Genomic DNA, 21,877 nt, shown 5'->3' with positions numbered 1-21,877 from the left:
TGAACAAAGAACAATTGTGATTCTCGAGTTACCTTTCACCAAATGCAACACTGATGTTGGTGTAGATTGGCTTCCATAGGTATTGGAATACCGACTTCTCGCCCGTCGTGATATCTACCTCTCCCGTCATACCGGGAAGAATGGAAAAGCTTTCAGGGTTATCACGAAAGTATGGCGTTTCCACAGACACCACCACTTCATAATAGATTTCACCTCGTTCACTTTGGCTTGTGGTCGGTGAAATACTTTCAACCTCCCCTTTTAAAGCACCAAAGCGGCTGTAATCAAACGCATCAATCTTGATTCGAGTTGGCTGACCTACGTTTACGAAACCAATATCTCTCGGAGATAAACGAGCTTTAAAATCCGCTTTACCACCGACAGGAACAATCTCAACCACTGTCCCGCCCGGTTGAATAACGCCACCGTTCTGCGTACTTGGTAGGCTTTGCACTAGACCTTGTAGCGGTGACACTAACATGGTGTTCGTCAATTTCGCTTGGCTTGAACGCACTCGTGCATTCAGTGCAGACAGATCTGATACTGCTTTGGAGCGATCATCACTGACTTTTGCTTTGGCTTCTGCAAGCAACTGTTCGATTTTTTGCTCATTGCTGTCCGCCTGCTTAATAAGAACCGACTTCTTACCGCGTGCTTCCTCAATTTTCTGCTCTATGCTCGCCAGCTTCTGACGCATTTCAAGCACACGTAATCGAGAGATGTTCCCGGCTTTAAAGCCTTTTTCCAAGATATTCAGTTCTTGCTTAGTGGCACTTAGTTCTTTTTCGTAGCTAGGTAGAGATTTTTCTACGACACGAAGCTGCTCTGCTATTTGCTCACTGTCCTTTTCCAACACAATGCGTTTTTGATAGTAGAGCCCTTTTTGAGCATTTAGCTGCGCCTTTTGTTGGCTAACGATGTCTGGGAAATCAATTTCAAACTCCCCAAAATTCGGTTCACGATTATCCAATAACGCGTTCATACGTTCGATACTCGCGAGCAAGGTTACTTGTTGTGATTTCAATTCTTCGAGAGCTGTACGCTGGAAGGTAGCGTCAAATTCAACAAGTGGCTGCCCTTTCTCGACTAGTTGACCTTCTTTAACGAGAATTTGCTTTAACTTGCCGCCGATGGCGCTTTGCAATACTTGCTTTTCCCCCTCAGGAATCACCGCGCCCTTTGCTTTAGCGATTTCATCAACTTGAGTAACCACAGACCAAGTGACAAAAGCAATAACACACAAGGCCACTGACCATGTCGCCAGTGCCAATGTTCGAGTTGTATTTTGTGATTCAACAAGCTCACCGTAACGCTTGCCCGTCTCGATAGGTTTTTTAGCCATTAGCGACTCCTTGCTTTGACTCTGCTTTTTCCTGTGGTAACTCTTGCGCGTGTGATAACGGTTGCTCTTGAGACTCTGATGGCTGCTCCAGAGGCCCTGCATAAGCCACAGCACCCTCATCTAACACCACGACTTTATCAGCGAGCTTAATCAAGTCTGGGTCATGCGATGTATAAATCACCGTTGCTTGTCCTTTCTTCGCCATCAAGAACTCACCGAATACACGTTTAGCATTGGGATGGCCATCAGGCACCGGGTTATCCATTAGGAACATTGGGTAGTCGTGCACCAAAGCTTTCGCGTCAATGAGGATCTGAGCGACAGCGCCTGACAATATGTCAAATAAGCTATCTGGCTGTATGCTACTGATAGAGGTATCCAACCCATCTGATAATGTGGCGAACCAGCGCGTACCCCCAACCTTATCAATGGCAGAGATCATTTTCTGCTCTTCAACTTTATGTCCATCGCTCAACCACTCTCGAATACTCAAGGTGAGTAAATCGGGGTAAGCCGCACGAATGAAACACCAGTGTCGATAGAGCTGCGGATCGTATTGAGCAAGGTTTACGCCTTCGAGTTCTACCATGCCGTTTTGAATAGGCTGTAAGCCAGACAACACTTCAATTAATGTCGATTTGCCACTGCCTGAAGGGCCAGTAATCGCCACAATATCGCCTGCTTCAACCTCAAAACTCACCCCATTCAATGCAGGGCGGCTCTGTTTAGGGTAGCGTAAAGTCACTTGATTTAGCTTCAAATTAGGTGCTGCAGTCGGCAATGGATGATGCTGGTAACTGAATTCACGTTCAGACGGCTGAGACAGAATACGATTTACCTGCAGCTTAGATTGATTAAAGCTATTAAAACGCATCGCACTGTTTGCCAGCACCTGCGCAGGCCCAGTTACTTTGGAAATCAACATCATTGATGCAATCAAACCACCGGGCGTCATCACTTGTTCAAAAATAAGTCCAATCCCTAAGCCCATGATAGCCAACGTTGAGCCGACTCCGATAAAGTAATAAATAGAAGTGTATCGACTTTGCAGAACCGATTGATTAAACGTCACCGTAGAGGCAAGCAGATTGGCCTTTTGGAAACGTTGGATCCAATGTTCTGAAAATCCAGCACTGCGAATAAAAGCAAGCTTCGACGAAAGCTCATTCGTCATATTTTGACGATTAGTGCCTGCGACCGTCGATTGCATTGAGCGCTTACTACTCGTACGTATCGAACGCTTAGCTAACAGGTAATACAGAACCAAAGAGACGATTGGAACCAGCACCAACCAGCCACCCAGCACACCTATCGCAAGGACAAAAATGGCAATGAAAGGCAAATCAAACAACGCATTACCGAGTGGTCCTGATAACACACCTGAAATGCGCTCAGACAACATCACTTGGTTTTGTTGACTAGACGAGGCAGTTTGCTGGTTTTGAGCATAGCTATTTCTTAATAGTCGCTGCACAAGGGATTGAGATATCTCGCGGCTGACTCGGTTAGACACAGAAGCAAACACTCGACTGCGCAATGTTCTTAACCAGCCCATCATCACAAACAACAAGGCAGCACCAATGGCAATTCCTTGCAGTTCATGCCCAGCATCGCCACCGATAACATGGTCATAGATCGACATCGTGATAAATGGCACTGCAAGAGCAAATAAATTAGTGATAAAACTGACCAAAAGCAATTTAGGAATGATAGGACGAAAAGCATGTAACCGTTCACCAACCCAATCCGTAGAAGCCTTCTCCAATGGAGCCCCTTCTATCACAATGCAAAACTGAGGAATGCCTGAAACGTCTTCATTGCCATCAACAGCCACAAACTGTTTTGACTCCAAGTGCCCAGAAACCAATTCATTTTCACCAAGAACCAAGAGAACTAATTTGTGATCGCCTACCTCATCTAGGTTAGCAACCAAGCGATATGGCAATGCAAGCCTATCAAACAGGGCAAACATATCATCTATTGATTCAATGCCGTTCTCATCAACCCATTGGCGAGCGAACAGTTGGATATTTGCATTTACTTCCAACGCCTTGAGCACAGAAAGGCTTTCAGTTTCCAGTCGGTTCATCGACTCATATTGACCGTCTGTTCCACCATGGCGATTAGCATCTAAACGATTCATGCAATGACCTCCTGCTGATTAGAACTGTCTTCGGCAATCGAACCGTTTGCTACAGTAATTGTTCGACTCGCGAGTTCGCGAAGTTTTGCATGATAGCTCACCATCAATATGGTGCGCCCTGCCAAGACTTCTTCTTCCAGCACCTTAACAAGGTTACCGAAAGCATTGAGATCGAGCGACGAATCCGGTCTTTCTAGCATGATAACGGGCTTGCCACTCGCTAATTGAGCCGCAATGTTGAGCATCTTAATATTACCCATACTTAACAAAGAAGCACTCGTATGACCAATTTGTGTTTCTAACCCATCGGGTAAACGGGTAATTTCTTTGGTTAACCCCAAACGCACAGCGTAATCATTGGCGCTTTGTGTTCTCTCAGGATCAAAGCCACACAAATTATCCAGAATCGTACCTGCGACTAACTGCCCTTTTACCCCGCAGTAAGCAGTGACTTGAGAGACAGATGCAATGGAAAGGGCTTCGCCATTAATGAGGCACTCACCCGCGGCTAAATCATCAATCCCGGCTATCGAAGACAGCAAGTGACTATTGGTGTGGCGATCTTCACTCTCTAACAGCACCAGTTCGCCTTTATTTAGCCTCACATCTGCACTAATGAGTTCACCATATCTTTCAACAGTGGCTTGCTTGATTTCTAAAGTCTCAAAGTCAGATAAGTTAAGCTCGGAACCTGCAGACTCAGACAGTGATAAGTCTTCTAATTTTCCTATTGCCTGATTAGCACTATGGATTGAATTAAGCTTAATTCGAACCCCAACCAGCGCGCTGAGAGGCGCAACAGCTCTACCCGATAAAATGGAGCATGCTGCTAACCCACCCGTGGTTAATTGACCATCCAATACCCACAAGCTGCCAGTGATCACCAACAAAACAGAAGTCGCGAGTGCAGCGAGCTGAATACATTCTTGAGCAAACGCGTTCTGTTCTTCCTCTTTAGCTTTAGATTGAGAACGAACATTATTAAGTGATTTAAACTGGTTAAAAATTCGAGATTCAACAGCCTGACGCTTAATACCCTGAATAGTTTGACTAAGGAGAATCAAGAAGGCTTTTCTCTCCTGCTCATCTTTAGAAGCTTCTTCACTTAAACTTTTCACGCGGATAGAAGACAGCCAAACAATACCAAGCGTAATGAGCCAAACTGCCAAAGGTATCGCCACTAGCTCACCGCCGATATAAGCCACCAGCCCTAAAAAGATCAATGCAAAAGGCAAATCGATAAAGCCAGAGATTATTCCACCAGAATACCAATCCTTAACTTTGGATACCGACCCTAACCCCTCTTCAATCCCCCCCACTCCTAGCTTACGAAGATGGCCTGATGAAGCAGTCGTCACCCTTTCAACTAAGGTTTGGTAAGTCGCTTTTTCAGTATTGCTGGCGGCCGCAGACAAAAGCCAAGTGCGAACAAAACGTATGAGAGCTTCCATGGCTACGGCTAGTGTCGCCCCTGCTAATAGCAGTGTGGCCGTACCATAACTTTGATTGGGGAGAATACGATCGTAGATCTGGAGAACCGTTAATGGAACGGCTAACGACAACAGATTAATAAGTAAAGAAGGCAGTAAGACTTTTCCTACTACCCCTCTGTTTTTTACTGACGTTTCAGGCATACACAATCCTTATCCATGCTTATGAAATAAGATTGGTACATACTTTCATCTTCTGCAAGGTAACAAGCTGAATTTAATATAGAAAAACTAAGTACAATCACCACTCTATTTGCGGATATATTGCTGAATATCGAACGTATCAATCTGGCTTTCAGCCATAAATTCATCCGCAAAGCGCTTATAAACGCCTGAGGTAAGGAATAACTCAAACAGATCTCGATCTAGATGATTATCTTTAACCATAAAGCTCATAATTCGAATCGATTCAGACAATGACTTGGCTTGCTTATATGGTCGATCCGAGCTTGTTAGTGCTTCAAACACATCTGCGATGGCCATAATTTTAGCCGTAATCGGCATTTCTTCACCTTTGAGCCCCATTGGGTAGCCCGTCCCATCGATTTTTTCATGATGTCCACCAGCGATCTTCGCCACATTACGCATATGTTTGGGGAAAGGAAGGGACTCAAGGATTTGTATCGTTTGAATGATATGGTCATTGATAATGAACCTTTCCTCATTGGTTAAGGTCCCTCGCTGGATCGATAGATTGTACACCTCGCCGATATTAGCTTGGTAAGCTGTAGGCTTGAGAGTAAACCGCTCTTCGTTGGTTGGAAGAAAATCCCATGGAATAAAATGTTCAGGGCGGTCACTTAATAACGGTTCACGGACAGGCAGTTCAATATCTTCTTCATAACGTTGTTTCTCAACCCAAGAAATACCTGCAGTTTTACTTAAGGTTCGAGTCCATGTCTTGTTAGCAATTTCTTCTAGACGTTTGAGCGCTTCATCATCCACAAACTCACTTCCCAGGTTAAGGTTGGCGATAAACTCAAAGTCATCATCAATTTCTGCGTGGCGTTGAGCTAGTTGCTCATGAAATTCATTTGGTAAGTGAGAGATGTTTTGCTTGAGTAAGCCGATTTCACTCTCCCTTTTTAGGACTTCAAAGCGCGTTCGAATTTCATGGATACGATCGTAAATGGTTTCCAGCTTTGTTGCCTTATCAACAACATGTTCTGGGGTCGTTATTTTGCCGCAGTCGTGCAACCAACTGGCCATCTTTAGCTCGTCCCATTGCTTTGAGTTAAGCCTGAAGTGACCAAATACTGCACTTTCAGACTCTTGTGCTGCCTGCGTTAACCACTGTGTAATGATCGGAACTCTTTGACAGTGATTCCCAGTATATGGAGATTTTTTATCTAAAGACCCTGCAAACACCTGAATAAATGATTCTAACAATGCTTTTTGATCATCAAGCATATTGTGTGTCTCGATAGTCACTGAAGTAAAACCTAACAGCGTGTTCAAGTAGTTAGCGTATTGCTCATAATACTCTTCAGCTTTGTCATTCTCATACAATAGACCAAAAGAGCCGATAACTTCTCCTGAGCGAGATGCCAGCGGAATAAAAATCACTTCTCCGTCACCCACTCCATTAGTTTGAAATGTAATACGAGGAAGCTCATCCACACTAAAGACCGTTGGTTTTTTTGCTACGAAAACCTCTTGAATAAATCGGCTCGCATCTGCAACCGGAATGTCCTTAGCTTGTAAATTGTCATTCTCAATGCCTTCCCACCAGACAAACTTCGGGACCAAGGTTTTTTCTTCGACATCCAGTAAGTAAAGTAAGACTCCATTAGCTTCAACAGCATTAGCGGTATCTCGACATACTAAACTAAGCATGTCATCTAGATTTTCTTGTCTAGCAATATTATTAGTTAATGAAATAAACTGCTTAATCGTTTCTTGAGTCGACATTTGAGCGTAGTTAAGATCATGAATCTCCCTGATAAAACTATCTTCCAAGAAAGTATCATCAAATCTAAAACGTTCTATGTCTAACGCTCTTTTTGTTACTCGTTGTATAGGTTTGGATATATAAGTGGATACCAAATAAATGACTGGCAACATAAGAATGAAGATGAGCAGAGACGCGTAAATTGTTTGGTTTTTAACTAACAAACCGCTATCAAACAGATCCGCAGTTTTGGTCGCCATTAGCAAATGAATGTGCTCACTGTTCAAAGGCTTGATTGTCACGACCTTTCCGATCCAGCTCTCTCCTTCAAATTCAAACTTTCCCAGTATCCCTTTATCTTGCTCTCTATTTTCATCAAGTAGCTTTAAAAGCAAATCGCTCTTGAGGTCTGTCTTATTTGGATTATCAGGTTCAGCTACGTTTTGATTAGCAATCATCGCATAAACATCACCTTCATCATTATATAATGCCCTTAAAGATGAATTAGTCATGAGCGTATCTTTCAAAGATGATTGTAGATCCTCCAAGAGCACTCCTGCACTCACAACGGTGCCATCATTACTCTTTCTAAAAACAGTAATGCCAAGTGAGCCTTCCCCTAAAATAGGAGTCGGTTTTGATACCTTATTTGCATCACGGGTTGCCAAGTGTTCCCATTTAGAAATATTGCTTAATAACGGCTCGATATTTAAGTCTTTGACGTATACTTCTCGAAACTCACTATCCAAGCCTTTGGTATAGAGACTGTCACCCATAGTATGTATCAGCAAATACTGAGTGTTTTGATCTACTGTGAATTGCTTGCGAGCCGCTTTCTTGTCAAGGTGAATAACTTTGAATAAATCACCTGATGGATAATGAAAGGAGTAGGAAACGATGTGTGGGAACTGTTCTAGAAGGTAAGTGATCTTTGGCAGCAACTCTTCTCTACCCTCTAGAGTCGCTGCTTGGTTTTTCTCATTATGAGCGAAGGAACTTAAATCGGAAAATGCCGTACTGTAATGACTGTTGAGTTTGTACCGAGTTTCAAGTTCAATACGATCAAACAGTTTGCTGTTAGCTTCTAGTATGAGTGTAGATAAACCTTTATTGGTAACAAAAATCTGAACGCCTGATGCAATAACGACAATCAAAATGATGATTACCGTTAAATGTATGTGTATTGGTAACGCTTTTGTGTTCTGTCTCATTATCGCTTACCCAACTAGATGGTTATCTACATATAAAAACATAGTCTCTAATTTGATTAAGCGTGTAGTTTCTTAGTTACCTTATCTATTGAAACCCAAGCTATTTACAGCTTTTTCGTAAGAAACGAAAGCGATGAATCCAATGGGTAATTTTCTAATACCATTTGGCATTCATAGTGGTGTTTTTCGTAAAACGGCCGTGCTTGAAAGCTTAACGTATCAACCAGCGACGCGGCTATTGTAACGATTAAACCTCTACTAAATCGCGCCTTGCTGGGCCAGTTTGCTAAGAATGTTTCTGGTCTTCTCTCTGAACAAATCTCTCAACAGTCGAACGGTGGGAGTGATAGATTGGCGACTTGGACATACTAGCCAAAGTTCAGTAGGAGTAGGTTTGTAGTCTTTCATAACACTGACCACCCTTCCCGTGAGCAGGTCGTCGGACATATCAAGGCATGATTTAATAGCAACACCTTTACCAGCCACACACCAACGTCTAACCAAATCACCATCATTGGAAGCCCTATTTCCTGTTAGTTTTACCTTATGAGTGGTTTCTTTATGACTAAACTGCCATTCATTCTGAAGCACGTCATGTAACTGATAAAAAAGGGCATTATGGTCTAACAAATCATTGGGTTGCATCGGTGCTTGATGCTCAGCGAGATAATTAGGGCTTGCGCATAGCACTCTAGGAACATCGCAGATCTTAAAACCATACATGTTGGCATCAGTTGGAGAACCATAACGCAGGGCCATATCAACCGAGTCACGATAGAAGTCGATATTACTATCACTAATACTGGACCGAAGTGAGACGTTCGGATATTCCAACAAGAATTCATCCAACCAAGGCGTAATGAGATTTCGTCCTAGGTCCGACGACAATGCGATACGAATTTCACCATCAATAATGCCGAGCTCTTCGTGCATGTTCATTTTCGCTTGCTCAAGCATCTTCAGCGCTTCCTCGCATTGCGGTAAATAACGTTCTCCCACCGCCGATAGCCGTAAGTGGCGTGTCGTACGAACGAAAAGCTCAGCCCCTAACGATGCTTCCACGCGCTTTACTGCCGCGCTGGCCGTTGCTGTTCGCATATCAAGGTTAGTTGCAGCAGCGGTAATACTGCGAAACTCGGCAACTTTCAAAATAACCTTCAAATCCTCTAACAACATCATTAAGCCTCATTCTTTGATTAAGTTGAGTAGGAACACGCTATGAACGCTCAATATTTATAGAATAGAGGATCGTTATTATCAAATATTATTTGATAATTAATCAAATTCGAGGCTGTTTTTAATTGTCAATTACTCACCTAAGATTACGTCATGTTAACGAAGCGCCTCATATGGGAATACCCATTTACCTTCAATAGCGATAAACGACAGCGCGATAAATTAACAAACACTTTTTGATAGTGTTTCAAAAACCGTTAGAAAACCAATGGCGATATATTAGCTACACTCATTGAGCTAACAGATCGCTATGTAACCAATTTTGAGACTCTATAACTTCTTGTTTTATCTAAGTTACCGTCTACTCAGGGCTGAACATACAAAGGAAAATAACATGACTAAATTAACTATTGTTGCAAACATTGTGGCAAATGAAGACAAAATTGACCTAGTGAAAGCTGAGCTACTTAAACTGATTGAGATCACTCGTGCAGAAGAAGGCTGTATCAACTACGACTTGCACCAAGACAATGAAAACCCAGCGCACTTCTTGTTTTACGAGAACTGGGAATCACGCGAGCTGTGGCAAACACATATGAACAACACCCATCTTGCAGAATACATGGCAGCCACTGAGGGCGCAGTCGCGAGCTTTACACTCAATGAAATGACACACATTGCCTAGTTATTAAATTTCTAAGGCACTAGAGCTCAATAGCTCATCGTTTAGGCCCTTTCACAACATATCAAATAAATATACTTGATATTGAATTGGCCAAATTGAGTTGATCACGACTTAAAAATTAGGTTGAAGTCACTCCGCCCAGTCAAAAGGAAGCACCATGACAGCACCAATAAAAATGAAAGCAATAGGGTTTACTCAATCACTTCCGATCACAGACCAAGACAGTCTGTTTGAGTTTGAAACCGATATTCCAGAAGTAAAAGACAACGACCTACTCGTTAAGGTGAGTGCCACTTCTATTAATCCGGCAGATGCCAAAATCCGTATTCGTAATGCCAAAGATAAGACATTAGAGCAACCGAAAGTGCTAGGCTACGACGCTGTCGGTGAAGTTATCGCCAAAGGATCAAACGTTGACGGCTTCGAGGTTGGTGATCGAGTTTACTATGCCGGTGACGTGACACGCATGGGTGCAAATGCGCAATATCAAGCTATTGATTACCGAATCACTTCTCATGCGCCAAAGAGTCTTTCTGATGAGTCTGCTGCGGTGATGCCGTTAGCAACACTCACTGCATGGGAGGCTCTATTTGACCGACTCCGTATTCGCCCAGAAGAGAAAAAATCGATACTGATCATTGGCGGCGCTGGTGGCGTAGGCTCTATTACGATTCAATTAGCAAAACAGCTTACTAACCTGACTGTTATCGCCACAGCCTCAAGACCAGAAACTGAACAATGGGTGCGAGATATGGGCGCAGATCATGTCGTCAATCACCGTAACTTGGTTGAATCCGCTCGTGAACAAGGCATCAAACATGTCGACTACATTTTCAATGTGGCCGATACCAAAGGACACTGGGATGCGATGGTAGAACTTATCGCTCCACAAGGTTTAATCAGCTCAATCGTTGAGTTCGATGGTGGTATCGACTTGTCAGCACTTCAAGGCAAGTCCGCAGGCTTTATTTGGGAGTTAATGTTTACACGCTCACTGTTTGACACGGATGATATCCAAAAGCAGCAAGACATTTTATTCCAAGTAGCAAACTTGATCGATGCTGGCCGCATTAAATCTACACTAACGACAACATTGAATGGCTTTAGTGTTGAAACGCTCAAAGAGGCGCACCAACGTATCGAAAGTAGTGCTTCAATCGGCAAAACTGCGATCAAGTATTAGGGTATTGTAAGTAATAACCAAGCCCCATTCCTCTGCGTTAGAAATGTCCAAATACGCAAAAGAGCCACTCAATTGTGGCTCTTTTGCTTGTCACTAGGTTTACGCTCTGAACTCAGCCTCATAACCACGCCACTACGCCTGACAACATCACTTAAATATAACGTTCGGAGCGACATTTAAGCTAAAGTTCGATAAACAAATCACGCCCGACCTTTTTGACATTTAGCTATCTAAATATTGCCTACCGTCGATGCATTAAATGAAAACATACGCACCTCATCACGTGGGTACCAACCTATATTTTCATAAAACGCTTGTGCATTCAGATTATCGTTGATGACAAACAAGTGGGTTTTAGCAATCCCGATGGATGACAATGCGTCCACTGCGTTTGATATAAGCTTCGCGCCAATCCCCTGACCACGACAAGCCTTCGATACGGCTAAATGTTGGATATACCCACGACGACCGTCAGTTCCCACCAATATCGCCCCAACGATCTCGTCTCCTTGCACAGCAACAAAACTCAGGTTTGGGTTACGCTCGAGATACTTTCCGATATTTTCTTCGGAGTCTGCTTCCCTTAATCGCATACCTTCCGTTTCAGACCAAAGGTTCATGACCTGCTGATAGTCTGAGATTTCCATTTCTCGTAACACGACTTATTTCCTTACTTAAACCTAAACACCTTACAAAAGTGCCAAATATAATGAATCTATAAATGCTTAATCTATTCGCAGTTAAGTTATTCAAACTTAATCATGTGACTCCATCAATCGCACGCTTCTTTAAGCGCTCTATTCTTAGAGATATATGCCATGAGATTTTCGAACGCAATTTTAAAATAAAGCTCGTAGCTTCCTTGCTCTACATATCCTAAATGAGGGGTCGCTGTAACGTTAGGTAGAGAAAGCAGAGGCTCTGTGCTTTTAGTTGCGGGCTCACAATCAAAAACATCGACAGCCGCTCGTTTGCTCGGATTGGATTTGAGTTCGTTAAACAGTGCATCAGGCTCGACAAGCTCTGAACGACTGGTATTCACAAACAAGGAATCTGACTTCATTGTTCTTAGATCTTCAGCCGTAACACACCCTCGCGTTACCTCATTCAAACGTAGATGAAGAGACAGAACATCCACTTCTTGAAAAAAGGCGCGTTTGGATTCAGAGGCCTCAAAGCCATGTGATTTTGCCAAGTCTCGCGAAGCTTGGCTTCCCCATACTACAACTGACATTTCAAACGCTTTTGCATATTGAGCAATTCGTTGCCCTATCTTGCCATACCCCCAAATACCCAGCTTCAGCCCTTTTAAGGTTCGCCCAAGCCCTAAGCTACCTGAGCTTTGCCACTGGTCATTTGCAAGATTTGATGTGTAGCTAGGAATATGTCGACTTGCTGCCATTATTAGTGCCCAACAGAGTTCTGAAGGGGCAACTGGCGAACCGCGACCCTCTAGTACTTTCACTCCGTATTTTTCACAAATCTGCACATCAATATGGTTGCTTACCTTGCCCGTTTGACTGATCACTTCAAGGTTTGGGAGTTTAGATAAGAGCGATTCTGTTATCTGGGTACGTTCTCGAATCAGAACTAGAGCTTGGACATTCGCCAACTTCTCAACCAATTCTTGTTCTGAGTAGGTCTCATTAAAGACAGTGACATCTTGCCCTTCTAGCAAACCAAAACAATCAAGATCTTGAACTGCATTTTGATAATCATCCAATACTGATATTTTCACGGTTTTCTCCTTATCGTTATAATTCTTTTTCTACTAACGCTAGCCACTTAGGGATGTTGTTTTGATAAGACTGTGGGATTCCTAAGACTGGTTGAGATAAGGCCCGAGGTGAGCTGCGACCTGTTCTGCGCAAATACCGATGACAACATCGACACCAGCTTGTTTTAATATTTCAATTCCACGTCCGTTATTTCGAGGATCTGGATCCAACATACCCACGACGACTTTCTTAATACCAAACTGCGCTAATGTACGGGCACAAGCAGGAGTGCGACCTACGAATGAGCATGGCTCTAATGTAACGTAGGCAGTCACACCTTCTGCCGAGCCTTGATAAGCGTTAAGAGCTTCAACTTCGGCATGGTTACCACCCACGGCTTGTGTGTAACCTTCAGCAACAATCTTGTCATTTTTAACTAGAACGCAGCCTACGGGCGGGTTAGGAATACACATCGGCAGGGCTTGCTTAGAAATCTGTAACGCTCTAAGCATGTATGTTTCGTCCATTAGATTCTGCGCCTCTCAGTATTCAAATTGCTCTCGATGAGAGCTAATCTAACACATTGAGTTGTAATTAAAATCTCGACTTTCCCTTTTTAACCAACTTCGAATCGCCATCGAATTATTCATCAAATATCTTTTCTAACCACATCGAGCTTATGTACTCACCGTTCTTCTTTGCATATTCATTAAAGACACCCACTTCTCTAAAACCAAAACGCTTATGTAGCGCTATTGAAGCCTCATTCGGCAAGGCGACACCTGATAAAACCCGATGAACACCATGAGCTTGGATGGCGCTAAATAGTTTCTCATAAAGCTTAGAACCAACCCCTTTCCCCTGAATAAACGGCGCCAGATAAACCGTCACCTCTACAGTTTCATTAAAGGCAGCCATAGCTCTATATGGTTGGGAACAAGCGAACCCTATAAGCTTACCGTTATCGCTCGCCACATAGATTTGATGTCTACTATCTGGCTCAAACTGGGAGAACCACTTCATTCGATTGTCTAATGACAGCGGGGACTCCTCAAAGCGAGCATTAGAATGTTCAATGTAATAATTGAAAATATCCGTAATGCTCGAAACATCAGCTAACTTCCCTGTTCTAATTTCCATTATCACGACTTCTTACTTACTAGTTTATGGTTGCTTATTATAAAATTATGTCCATGGCGAATGTTCTTTACTGCATGAACACAGCCTCTAGCTTGTTCCCGTCAAGATCTCGCACAAACGCCGCATAGTAAGTTTCACCGTATTCAGGTCTAGGGCCAGGCTGTCCTTCACATTGCCCTCCTAGCTCAAGAGCCGTTTGATAGAAACGCATGACTGCGTCTTTGGATGGTGCATTCAATGCGACATGCACACCATTACCCGACGTCGCCCTACCTTCAATTGGATACCCTATCCAAAACTCAAAACGTTCACCGTAAGCGGCGGCGGCATTCTCAATATAATGCGTTCGATTTATAGAGAGAGTCTCAAGAACAGCGTCATAGAAAGAAACCGCTTTTTCGAGGTCAGAAACACCGATAGAGATGTGATTTAAGATCATCGTGAACTACTCCTTTTTTAGGATAGGATACACAACAATACTGTGTATAAAAACAGTACAGGTGAATTATCTGAACTTGGGTTAAAAATCACACCACTCACTGTACAGTACACCCATAATGACAGTGTCCCACCACTGCCCTTTAAAGAAACGATGCTCTTTTAAATGCGCCTCTTTACGCATGCCTAAGCGACGACAAAGGTTTATCGCAGCCAAATTACGACTGATGGTCTCAGAATAAATACGATGAACACCCAATTCCTTAAAACCGAAATCAGCGAGCTTAAATGCCGCTTCTTGAGCTAGCTGACTTCCTTGAGAAGCTCGAGAGAAAGCGCAGCCCATAGAGGCCTGCCGGTCTTGCTCTAATCGCAAACAAACCGTACCTATAAACTCATTGGTGCTCTTTAGTTCAACAGCGAGTTGATAAGCTTGCCTTGGGCTTTCAGTTGACTGCGCCACAAACAGTTCAGTGAGTTGCTTATATTTATTTGGATCACAATCATTTTCATCATAGAAACGTTGATACTTTGCGTCTTGAGACATTGCGACAAAAGCATCTTGATCATCGAGTGTCATGTCTCTCAGAATTAGTCGCTCTGTTTCCAATTTAAACATCTTGCGATTCCTTTGCATTGCCATAAACCACTTTGAGCGATGGCCATAAGACGAGCCAGCTCTTTGCGTATACACGTTGATCAAATAGCGAACGCGGTCTTTTCGGGTTATACGTGATATGTCCATTGAATAGAGATTCAAAACCGAAAGCGGAAACACACTCGTAATCGTTTTTTGCCGTGACTCTAACACCAACAGCGGTCTCTTTTTCAGGCCAATAACTCATGGCATCGAGCGTGCTTTTATAAGGTTGGTCGTTGTTTCTGTGATGCATCAAAGCTTGGTTGCGAACCTGCCAATTAAACTGTGGCATTTGTATATTGAGCCAAGCCTCATGCTTGAAACAGGCATTGGGGTCCAATTCATCATCATCAAAATAGACAACATCAATATCATTCAAAGGCGTTGGCTTAGTCCTGTTATGCAGGGCGTCCCAAACCAAATTTCGTAGAAATCCCGCGGCAATGTAGCACTGAGGCAGTTCTAACCTCTTAACACAATGCAAGGCTTGTACTCTCATTGGGTCTTGTTTCAAAAGGAGAACGATTTTATCCAAATCTTTTTCGTTGTTTAGACTCATAAACCTTTATTAGCGTTTCACCGCTACCACTTAATAGGTGTGCCAAATCTCAGTGTTCGTATCCATGCTCATCACTCAGCGGAAAACTCTTCTAATGCCAATAGCGCAGCAGTGGCTTTATCCTTTTGTACAAAAATATGGTCGTGGTAGTAAGCAGCAATAACGTTAGCGCTGATCCCTTTAGACGCGAGCTTGGATGCAACAGCTGCAGTAAGCCCAACCGCATCCAGACTTGAATGAACGGTTAGGGTGATCTGTTGGTAGATACCTTCAAATGCCAAGCCTGCTTTCTCGGCTCGCGACTTTTCAAGAACCAGAGTCAGCCCTTCTGATTCGATAAATGTGGCTACAGGCTCTAACTTGAGATAATCAACTAAGGCACCAGAAGTCGTGCAGAACACAAACTCTGTTGGCATTAATTCAGGGCTCATAGAGCGCAGAAGTTCATCTAGATCGGTAATTCCTGACATAAATACAATCCTTGTTTCAGTATCGAGTCTAATTAAATTCTTGATTATAAAGAGGAAGAATGTTAATAGCGGGCTCTTCATAAGGATGTACCGCTCGCACAGCATCGAGTGCCGCTTGAACGCGCTCCTTTTTACAACGAACGTCTATGCGAACCTCTTCACCAAAGTTGATCTGGTTTTTTGCTCCCGTGACGGGCTTAGATTGTGAGTTTGGACGCCAAAATCCCGATATTTTCACAATCGAGATGACACTGTCATAGTTGCCCACAACGCCAGCGCCCGCAGAGTTCAGAGCATCACGAATTGCAGTAATCTCTGATTCTGGGGCGTATATTTCAAGTTTGAATTCCATCTTTACTCCATTGATAGACAGTTCAAAGTATCAATCTATTCAGTCTATGAACACCAGCCCGTCGTTATTGTGAGAGTTGAGTAAGTAGATGATCGAGTTCGGCTGTACTCTGAACAACATGCAGTTGTTTACCTTCTGAGATCTGAGACAGCCGAGACATAAACTCATCATTCCAAAACCCTGGGCAAAGTTTAAGCACCTTGTAGCTATTAAGCGTACCTTTGATGACTGAACTGCCATCTGGCCACCCTTCTGGTTTTACGAACAACCCTTTCAGGCAACGTTTAGTCACGAACCAGTAGCTGACAAAATAGGGCAAGTCGATATAAATAAGGGTATCTGCAGACTCTAAGCGCTGGTGGAATGCACCAAGAGGGCCAAGTCCATCGATGATCCAAGCGTCTTCATTCAAGATTTTGTCATGAGCTTGATTAAAGACATCTTTGGGAACTGGCTCACCGTTAGGTTGATAAACGATAGAGTCCAGTTGATGCAACGGTATACCTGCTGACCGGCTTAATGCTTTGCTGAAGGTAGATTTGCCACTACCAGGCTTACCAAAGACGGCGACTTTTTTCATTTGAGTTCCTCCAAGAACACGGCCCGGAAGATAGAAAAAGAAAACCCACCTTACCGGGTGGGTTAGCTTTTCTCAGTACAACAAAATCCCCACCATTCTTATAGAATGATGATAATTCGCTGGTTGAGTGTTGTTCGATTACATTTCATACAGCCAATGTCATATAAATCTTAGTGAGTGTCAATTGAATTTATAAACCCAGGTGATGATTAGTGATTTCAGGCATCGATATTTGGTTCATTTACTCATTCAGCAATCTTGGCCAGTTGGTGTCTGCGTTTGCAATGTTTCCAGCGATATCACCCTGCCAAGTTTGCTGTACAGATTTACTGTAATTTAGATAAAGCTTGCCATCGACGATATTCCAAGCTTGCGGGTCTATTTTTGCGGTATAGCCTTTGCTCACCGCCCAAGCACAGTATCCACCATATTGAGGAGCGTATTGTTCAGGGTCAGCTTTGAATAAATCGAGATGTCGTTGTGATGAGAATCGCCATTCTGCACCATTCCATTCGTAGCGATAGTCGTCGCTACCTTCGACGGCTTTGCTTTGAGTGAAGTACGCAACGGGATCATAGCCTCTGATCGCCTTGCCGAAAAAGTCACTGTATACCGGCTCAAGAGCAAAAGAAGGGGCAGCAATCCCCAACCAAAAGACAAGTGTTAGAACAATTTTGGCAAGATACTTCATAACGTTTCTCCTCATGTTATTTATAAAGAGAGGATAAACGCGGCAAAAATTTCACGATGACCAATCACCAGCCACCAACTAAGAATGCGCTAATCGTTGCTAACCTTTGGCTCAGGTAAAATGGGCGGTGTGCTATCCATATAGGTTAAGAAATTGGCCCAGATTTGATGGGTTCTGTCTTTGGTTAACTCAGTTTTGCAAGAAAGTGCCATAACCCCACGAATAGAGCCATCTCGCCATTGCGTGTAGATAGCATCACAATGAGCAGTCATATACGTCGACCAATCTGCTTGCGATCGCTTAATCGCTTCTACCAAGATTGGATCTTCAGCGTTATGTTCAAAGCTTGCTTGAAGATAAGTCTCCAATTGCTGTTCAGCGGTTTGTAACTCTATCGCTGCACATTGATTGATTTCTAAGGTGTTCAGCGCGTTTTCGCAGTCGATTTCATCTTGTTGAGCGAGCGAAGCTATCGGTAACATCGCCAAGGCAACGAATAACACAGTTTTCATTTGATGTTCCTAGAGTTATTAATTGTAGTGTTTTTCCATGAGCAGCAGATCCCATAACTCGCCATCAAAACTGCGCGTTCCCGATTCACGAGACGTCACCACGAAACCCAAAGATTCGTAACACCTTTTGGCAACGACATTTCGCTCAAACACAGCCAGCGTTAAAACCTGTGCGTTGTATTCGACTCGCGCTTTCTCAATGAGCTGATTGAGCATGATCTTAGCCATCCCCTGCCCACGAAAATCGTTCGACACAAACACGCGACAAATACGATACTGAGAACCGGACACTTTGAACAACTCAACATAGCCCGCTTCCTCTCCATTTGAGATGAAGATAAATGGCAGAACCTCAGCTTTCACGCAATGGTGCTCGAGTTGATCGTGATCTAATGGAAAATCAAAGTTCGGACCGCCCCACTGATAGTTGAGTCGTTCTGAGTCTATCCAATGAATCAGAGTATCGTAGTCTTCCTGTCTAAATTCTCTCAGTTCCATCACTACCGCCTGATTGCTATCGTCTGTTATGTCGGCTAGTTTCCGCTTCGGTTTAGCTGCAGCAGATCCCACTTATTTCCGTACAGGTCCTGAAACACAACCACAGTTCCGTACTCTTCAACTCTAGGCTCTTCGTTAAACGTTACACCTTTGGCTTTCATGGATTCATAGTCACGCCAAAAGTCATTGGTTTGAAGAAACAAAAATACGCGACCACCCGTTTGATTACCGACGGCTTGTGTTTGGGATTCGGTACTCGCTTGAGCAAGCAGAAGGTTGGTGCCGTTAGAATTGGGAGGAGCGACCTGAACCCAGCGTTTACCACCGCCTAAATCGGTATCCTCAACTAGAGTAAATTGAAGTTTCTGAGTATAAAACTCAATAGCATCATCATAGTTTTCGACAACAAGTGCGATGTTTCCGATCTGCTGTTGTACTGCTTTAGTCATGGCGGCCCCTAACGTCAAAACACCGATTCTACATGACTCCCCCCGTGACGAAAGCTCTCAATGCCACTCAAAGCAGAATGATTATGCTTAATTGAAGAGCTAACTGGATGACTAGGTTAGAATCCCATCGGAGATAGCTTGTTGTAGTTTAGCTTCGACGCCTTCCCATATCTTCTCTCCACCAGCTAAGATTCTTTGCTGGTTGAAGTTGAGAACCTTCTCTTTAGGAATATTGTGCTTCTTCCAACCGTAGCCATCGTCATTGATGTTGTGGAGAAGCGGAGGAATGCGGTCGATGGCTTTTGCATATTTTGCATCGGCACTTTCACCAAGTTCAAATTCTTCCCACAGTGCCAAATATTCTTCACCTTGTTGGTTTGGCAGTATATCGAGTACTCGTTTAACGCCTTTCCACTCTTTGTTCTTTTGCTCTGCGGTTTCTGATTCATAAACGATTTTGTCACCGGCGTCGATCTCACCCAGATCGTGAATCAACAGCATTTTGATCACACGGTCGATGTTAATGGTCTCGTCTGCATAATCTTTTAACATCAGAGCACTAATACACACATGCCAACTGTGCTCACCGGAGTTTTCATGCCGCTTCAAGCCAACTGGTCTCGATTTTCTCAATACGCCTTTGAGCTTTTCAATTTCGACCATGAAATCGAGTATTTGAGTAACTTCTTTCAACATCTGACTCCTATCTTGTAGAGAACAAGCCCTATATTCAAAAACTGATCATATTAGCAACCGGTTTACGAGTTACGCCAATGCCGTTCCCTTAACGTAGTAACGATAATATCCAATTAAATTGCTAGAAATGAAAAGGACTTCCATGACGACAGCCGTTGGTGATCCAACCATGTAGTTATGAATAAGCCAAAACGCGGTGCCGATGATCATCAACTCTCGTAAACGACGGTCATCTTTATTAAATGCTGCGACCGTTTGAAACAGAGAACCGAGGCAACTCACAAGACTAACTAACCCCGTATAAGTAATCGATGTAGAGACAATTGAAGCCGCGCAGAACAGATACTTTAACTTTACCGAAGTAGAGAACACACTCACTAAATATCGAACAGTTGCAATGAGCATGAGGCTGGCTGCCGTCCACTGCTCAAGCAAGATAAAATGGCTGGAAATCAGAGTCCCGGCAAAAAAGAGACACGTAACGATCTTTTTCCGTTCTTTGAATTGAAATGACATCAGATCAAAACAGATCGCGATTGCGACTAGAATTTGAGACAAAAGAAATGGTGTCACCCTACACTCCTTGTAAGTAAAAAACCGCTGGTGTAATCAACGCCATTGGGTGCGCTGACTATGGTTATTGACACTACTAGCCATGGTTAAATATCTCAAATATTTATTGCGCAACCCATGCGCTAATGCGTCCGTTATCAATGGTACATAACACCATGCATTCCTCTTTGGTATTCGGCAACATTACTCTATTACCATTAACTCCCCAGATAGAGTTTTTGCCACATGTATCCCAGCCGCCAGTCACAGATATATGGTTACTTAGCAGCACAGGAAATTTATGTGTTGAGGCAATATCAGATAGCAACTTAGAATCTGGTGCAAAGCCCATCTCTGAGATGAGCGCGCTCACCAAATAAACATCTGCGCCCATTGCCTTCGTTCGCGTAGAGTGCAATGGCTCAATAAAATCCGCACAGATAGCAAGCGCGATCTGATTGCCATTGAGTTGGAAATAATAATCTTGATCTCCTCTTGAACAGAATACCTCTTCACCAGAATGGAGATATTGTTTGGAGTAAAACTCAACCTTTCCATCAGGAAAGCAAATTACAGAACCGATCGTAGGCTTTGAAGTTTCAGAGGATTTTAAAGGGCAACCCGCGATCACGATAACATGATGTGTAATGGCTGCTTGCGACAGTTCCTTGAAAGCTGAAGGTGCTGGGTCAAACGCCAATTCAGCAGCAAGCTCAGGCTCGTAACCAGTAAGAGATAACTCAGGAAAGACGACAACGTCTGCATTATGTTGAGAGGATTTTTCAATCGCACTGATGTGATGCTTCAAGTTAGCAGATACGTCGCCCTTCACTACAGGTACCTGCGGCAAGCTAATGGTAATACAACTCTTCACGTTTTCTACTCCATAAACGTTAAGGATTTAGCTATTTAAAGGAGACCGATTGAGTGTCCTTTAAACCTAATCACTCGTAGATCTTCCCTTGATGCTTCAGCCAGCCGTGAGCATGTTGATTCGCTGGGTCTCGATGTGTCCAGTGAATCACACCACCCTTATCGTTCCACTCATACTCGCCGTAAAACTGGACCACATCACCAACTTTTAAATTTGGAATGCGCGGCGCCAAATCGATATTGTGTGCAACGAGCAATGTCTGTCGACTGTCCAAACGCAGTATAAACTTCTGATGTCTAGAACCTATATTGTCGTCAGGAAGCACTCTTGATACTGTTCCTGAACCTTGGATTTGTAGATCACTTTGGTGGTTTTGATACGCTTGCTTAAGTTGGTGGTCATTCGCTTGAACATTAATAGAGCAAACTGCCAATAACGATAACAGTAAAGCTGAAATCCTTTTCATGATGGTCTCTCTTAAATCAATATCGCGGAAGAGTATAGAAATCCGTCAATGAGCTCCAGAATAGGCACTTCACCTTTTGATTTAGCGCACAATGAAATTGCCAAGAGTCATGATTCAGTCA

25 protein-coding genes and 1 pseudogene are annotated in these 21,877 nt (G+C 43.3%); 2 read left to right on the top strand and 24 right to left on the bottom strand.

Features of this window, described 5'->3' with window-relative positions:
- Window positions 1–28: 28 nt before the first annotated feature.
- The 6 genes and pseudogenes from OCV50_RS22125 to OCV50_RS22100 form a co-directional block, all read right to left on the bottom strand.
- Window positions 29–1,342: an HlyD family type I secretion periplasmic adaptor subunit gene (locus OCV50_RS22125; protein WP_261905399.1), complete on the bottom strand. Its 1,314-nt coding sequence runs from the start codon at window positions 1,340–1,342 to the stop codon at window positions 29–31.
- Complete coding sequence (locus OCV50_RS22120) at window positions 1,335–3,485, bottom strand: ABC transporter transmembrane domain-containing protein (protein WP_261905398.1); 2,151 nt, start codon at window positions 3,483–3,485, stop codon at window positions 1,335–1,337. The genes OCV50_RS22125 and OCV50_RS22120 overlap by 8 nt, the downstream gene beginning before the upstream one ends.
- Complete coding sequence (locus OCV50_RS22115) at window positions 3,482–5,119, bottom strand: ABC transporter transmembrane domain-containing protein (protein ID WP_261905397.1); 1,638 nt, start codon at window positions 5,117–5,119, stop codon at window positions 3,482–3,484. The genes OCV50_RS22120 and OCV50_RS22115 overlap by 4 nt, the downstream gene beginning before the upstream one ends.
- A gap of 105 nt (window positions 5,120–5,224) precedes the next feature.
- On the bottom strand, window positions 5,225–8,077 hold the full coding sequence (locus tag OCV50_RS22110) for an HD-GYP domain-containing protein (RefSeq protein WP_261905396.1): 2,853 nt from the start codon (window positions 8,075–8,077) through the stop codon (window positions 5,225–5,227).
- A 104-nt stretch (window positions 8,078–8,181) separates the two neighbouring features.
- Window positions 8,182–8,310 (bottom strand): annotated as a pseudogene (locus OCV50_RS22105) (GNAT family N-acetyltransferase); the annotation flags it as partial.
- A gap of 25 nt (window positions 8,311–8,335) precedes the next feature.
- Window positions 8,336–9,253, bottom strand: a complete 918-nt coding sequence (locus OCV50_RS22100) for a LysR family transcriptional regulator (protein WP_261905492.1) — start codon at window positions 9,251–9,253, stop codon at window positions 8,336–8,338.
- A gap of 394 nt (window positions 9,254–9,647) precedes the next feature.
- Here OCV50_RS22100 and OCV50_RS22095 point away from each other — a divergent pair, with 394 nt between their 5' ends.
- Together OCV50_RS22095 and OCV50_RS22090 are read left to right on the top strand one after the other, a co-directional pair.
- Window positions 9,648–9,938 carry a putative quinol monooxygenase gene (locus OCV50_RS22095; protein ID WP_150873240.1) on the top strand — a complete coding sequence of 97 codons (291 nt, stop codon included), beginning with the start codon at window positions 9,648–9,650 and terminating at the stop codon, window positions 9,936–9,938.
- Window positions 9,939–10,095: 157 nt separating this feature from the next.
- Window positions 10,096–11,121, top strand: coding sequence for a zinc-binding alcohol dehydrogenase family protein (locus OCV50_RS22090; RefSeq protein WP_261905395.1), 1,026 nt, complete (start codon window positions 10,096–10,098; stop codon window positions 11,119–11,121).
- A 230-nt stretch (window positions 11,122–11,351) separates the two neighbouring features.
- On the opposite strand, the gene OCV50_RS22085 is transcribed toward OCV50_RS22090, so the two are convergent.
- The 18 genes from OCV50_RS22085 to OCV50_RS22000 all read right to left on the bottom strand — a co-directional run bounded on the left by OCV50_RS22085 (window position 11,352) and on the right by OCV50_RS22000 (window position 21,756).
- On the bottom strand, window positions 11,352–11,768 hold the full coding sequence (locus OCV50_RS22085) for a GNAT family N-acetyltransferase (protein ID WP_261905491.1): 417 nt from the start codon (window positions 11,766–11,768) through the stop codon (window positions 11,352–11,354).
- A 125-nt stretch (window positions 11,769–11,893) separates the two neighbouring features.
- Window positions 11,894–12,859, bottom strand: a complete 966-nt coding sequence (locus tag OCV50_RS22080) for a D-2-hydroxyacid dehydrogenase family protein (protein ID WP_261905394.1) — start codon at window positions 12,857–12,859, stop codon at window positions 11,894–11,896.
- An 81-nt stretch (window positions 12,860–12,940) separates the two neighbouring features.
- Window positions 12,941–13,366, bottom strand: a complete 426-nt coding sequence (locus OCV50_RS22075) for a bifunctional diaminohydroxyphosphoribosylaminopyrimidine deaminase/5-amino-6-(5-phosphoribosylamino)uracil reductase RibD (protein WP_261905393.1) — start codon at window positions 13,364–13,366, stop codon at window positions 12,941–12,943.
- A gap of 115 nt (window positions 13,367–13,481) precedes the next feature.
- On the bottom strand, window positions 13,482–13,979 hold the full coding sequence (locus OCV50_RS22070; RefSeq protein WP_261905392.1) for a GNAT family N-acetyltransferase: 498 nt from the start codon (window positions 13,977–13,979) through the stop codon (window positions 13,482–13,484).
- Between the two features lie 67 nt (window positions 13,980–14,046).
- The gene (locus tag OCV50_RS22065; RefSeq protein WP_261905391.1) at window positions 14,047–14,418 is read right to left on the bottom strand and encodes a VOC family protein; all 372 of its coding nucleotides are present in this window, start codon (window positions 14,416–14,418) and stop codon (window positions 14,047–14,049) included.
- 81 nt (window positions 14,419–14,499) lie between these two features.
- Window positions 14,500–15,036: a GNAT family N-acetyltransferase gene (locus OCV50_RS22060; RefSeq protein WP_261905390.1), complete on the bottom strand. Its 537-nt coding sequence runs from the start codon at window positions 15,034–15,036 to the stop codon at window positions 14,500–14,502.
- On the bottom strand, window positions 15,029–15,592 hold the full coding sequence (locus tag OCV50_RS22055; protein ID WP_261905389.1) for a nucleotidyltransferase family protein: 564 nt from the start codon (window positions 15,590–15,592) through the stop codon (window positions 15,029–15,031). Before OCV50_RS22055 ends, OCV50_RS22060 begins: the two co-directional genes overlap by 8 nt.
- A gap of 95 nt (window positions 15,593–15,687) precedes the next feature.
- On the bottom strand, window positions 15,688–16,086 hold the full coding sequence (locus tag OCV50_RS22050) for an ACT domain-containing protein (RefSeq protein ID WP_261905388.1): 399 nt from the start codon (window positions 16,084–16,086) through the stop codon (window positions 15,688–15,690).
- A gap of 28 nt (window positions 16,087–16,114) precedes the next feature.
- Window positions 16,115–16,438, bottom strand: a complete 324-nt coding sequence (locus OCV50_RS22045; protein WP_261905387.1) for a hypothetical protein — start codon at window positions 16,436–16,438, stop codon at window positions 16,115–16,117.
- 64 nt (window positions 16,439–16,502) lie between these two features.
- A complete protein-coding gene (locus OCV50_RS22040) occupies window positions 16,503–17,018 on the bottom strand; it encodes a P-loop NTPase family protein (RefSeq protein ID WP_261905386.1) in 516 nt (171 codons plus the stop codon).
- Window positions 17,019–17,259: 241 nt separating this feature from the next.
- On the bottom strand, window positions 17,260–17,709 hold the full coding sequence (locus OCV50_RS22035) for a YHS domain-containing (seleno)protein (protein ID WP_261905385.1): 450 nt from the start codon (window positions 17,707–17,709) through the stop codon (window positions 17,260–17,262).
- A gap of 89 nt (window positions 17,710–17,798) precedes the next feature.
- Window positions 17,799–18,221, bottom strand: coding sequence for a lysozyme inhibitor LprI family protein (locus tag OCV50_RS22030; protein ID WP_261905384.1), 423 nt, complete (start codon window positions 18,219–18,221; stop codon window positions 17,799–17,801).
- A gap of 18 nt (window positions 18,222–18,239) precedes the next feature.
- Window positions 18,240–18,719 carry a GNAT family N-acetyltransferase gene (locus tag OCV50_RS22025; RefSeq protein WP_261905383.1) on the bottom strand — a complete coding sequence of 160 codons (480 nt, stop codon included), beginning with the start codon at window positions 18,717–18,719 and terminating at the stop codon, window positions 18,240–18,242.
- Between the two features lie 35 nt (window positions 18,720–18,754).
- Window positions 18,755–19,168: a VOC family protein gene (locus OCV50_RS22020; RefSeq protein WP_261905382.1), complete on the bottom strand. Its 414-nt coding sequence runs from the start codon at window positions 19,166–19,168 to the stop codon at window positions 18,755–18,757.
- A 111-nt stretch (window positions 19,169–19,279) separates the two neighbouring features.
- Window positions 19,280–19,861 carry an HD domain-containing protein gene (locus OCV50_RS22015; protein WP_261905490.1) on the bottom strand — a complete coding sequence of 194 codons (582 nt, stop codon included), beginning with the start codon at window positions 19,859–19,861 and terminating at the stop codon, window positions 19,280–19,282.
- A gap of 72 nt (window positions 19,862–19,933) precedes the next feature.
- On the bottom strand, window positions 19,934–20,437 hold the full coding sequence (locus tag OCV50_RS22010) for a YgjV family protein (protein WP_261905381.1): 504 nt from the start codon (window positions 20,435–20,437) through the stop codon (window positions 19,934–19,936).
- Between the two features lie 103 nt (window positions 20,438–20,540).
- Complete coding sequence (locus OCV50_RS22005) at window positions 20,541–21,290, bottom strand: carbon-nitrogen hydrolase family protein (RefSeq protein WP_261905380.1); 750 nt, start codon at window positions 21,288–21,290, stop codon at window positions 20,541–20,543.
- Window positions 21,291–21,360: 70 nt separating this feature from the next.
- Complete coding sequence (locus OCV50_RS22000) at window positions 21,361–21,756, bottom strand: DUF3465 domain-containing protein (protein WP_261905379.1); 396 nt, start codon at window positions 21,754–21,756, stop codon at window positions 21,361–21,363.
- Between the last annotated feature and the right edge of the window lie 121 nt (window positions 21,757–21,877).

Origin of the sequence: Vibrio fortis, assembly GCF_024347475.1 — a bacterium.
Lineage (GTDB): Bacteria > Pseudomonadota > Gammaproteobacteria > Enterobacterales > Vibrionaceae > Vibrio > Vibrio fortis.
The sequence above is the reverse complement of the archived record's forward strand: the minus strand, read 5'-3'. Positions and strand labels throughout refer to the sequence as shown.

Bases quoted from the DNA above. Each gene is read 5' to 3' on its own strand.
- OCV50_RS22125 (WP_261905399.1), bottom strand. From the start codon at position 1,342: ATGGCTAAAAAACCTATCGAGACGGGCAAGCGTTACGGTGAGCTTGTT.
- OCV50_RS22120 (WP_261905398.1), bottom strand. From the start codon at position 3,485: ATGAATCGTTTAGATGCTAATCGCCATGGTGGAACAGACGGTCAATAT.
- OCV50_RS22115 (WP_261905397.1), bottom strand. From the start codon at position 5,119: ATGCCTGAAACGTCAGTAAAAAACAGAGGGGTAGTAGGAAAAGTCTTA.
- OCV50_RS22110 (WP_261905396.1), bottom strand. From the start codon at position 8,077: ATGAGACAGAACACAAAAGCGTTACCAATACACATACATTTAACGGTA.
- OCV50_RS22100 (WP_261905492.1), bottom strand. From the start codon at position 9,253: ATGTTGTTAGAGGATTTGAAGGTTATTTTGAAAGTTGCCGAGTTTCGC.
- OCV50_RS22095 (WP_150873240.1), top strand. From the start codon at position 9,648: ATGACTAAATTAACTATTGTTGCAAACATTGTGGCAAATGAAGACAAA.
- OCV50_RS22090 (WP_261905395.1), top strand. From the start codon at position 10,096: ATGACAGCACCAATAAAAATGAAAGCAATAGGGTTTACTCAATCACTT.
- OCV50_RS22085 (WP_261905491.1), bottom strand. From the start codon at position 11,768: ATGGAAATCTCAGACTATCAGCAGGTCATGAACCTTTGGTCTGAAACG.
- OCV50_RS22075 (WP_261905393.1), bottom strand. From the start codon at position 13,366: ATGGACGAAACATACATGCTTAGAGCGTTACAGATTTCTAAGCAAGCC.
- OCV50_RS22070 (WP_261905392.1), bottom strand. From the start codon at position 13,979: ATGGAAATTAGAACAGGGAAGTTAGCTGATGTTTCGAGCATTACGGAT.
- OCV50_RS22065 (WP_261905391.1), bottom strand. From the start codon at position 14,418: ATGATCTTAAATCACATCTCTATCGGTGTTTCTGACCTCGAAAAAGCG.
- OCV50_RS22060 (WP_261905390.1), bottom strand. From the start codon at position 15,036: ATGTTTAAATTGGAAACAGAGCGACTAATTCTGAGAGACATGACACTC.
- OCV50_RS22050 (WP_261905388.1), bottom strand. From the start codon at position 16,086: ATGTCAGGAATTACCGATCTAGATGAACTTCTGCGCTCTATGAGCCCT.
- OCV50_RS22045 (WP_261905387.1), bottom strand. From the start codon at position 16,438: ATGGAATTCAAACTTGAAATATACGCCCCAGAATCAGAGATTACTGCA.
- OCV50_RS22040 (WP_261905386.1), bottom strand. From the start codon at position 17,018: ATGAAAAAAGTCGCCGTCTTTGGTAAGCCTGGTAGTGGCAAATCTACC.
- OCV50_RS22035 (WP_261905385.1), bottom strand. From the start codon at position 17,709: ATGAAGTATCTTGCCAAAATTGTTCTAACACTTGTCTTTTGGTTGGGG.
- OCV50_RS22030 (WP_261905384.1), bottom strand. From the start codon at position 18,221: ATGAAAACTGTGTTATTCGTTGCCTTGGCGATGTTACCGATAGCTTCG.
- OCV50_RS22025 (WP_261905383.1), bottom strand. From the start codon at position 18,719: ATGGAACTGAGAGAATTTAGACAGGAAGACTACGATACTCTGATTCAT.
- OCV50_RS22020 (WP_261905382.1), bottom strand. From the start codon at position 19,168: ATGACTAAAGCAGTACAACAGCAGATCGGAAACATCGCACTTGTTGTC.
- OCV50_RS22000 (WP_261905379.1), bottom strand. From the start codon at position 21,756: ATGAAAAGGATTTCAGCTTTACTGTTATCGTTATTGGCAGTTTGCTCT.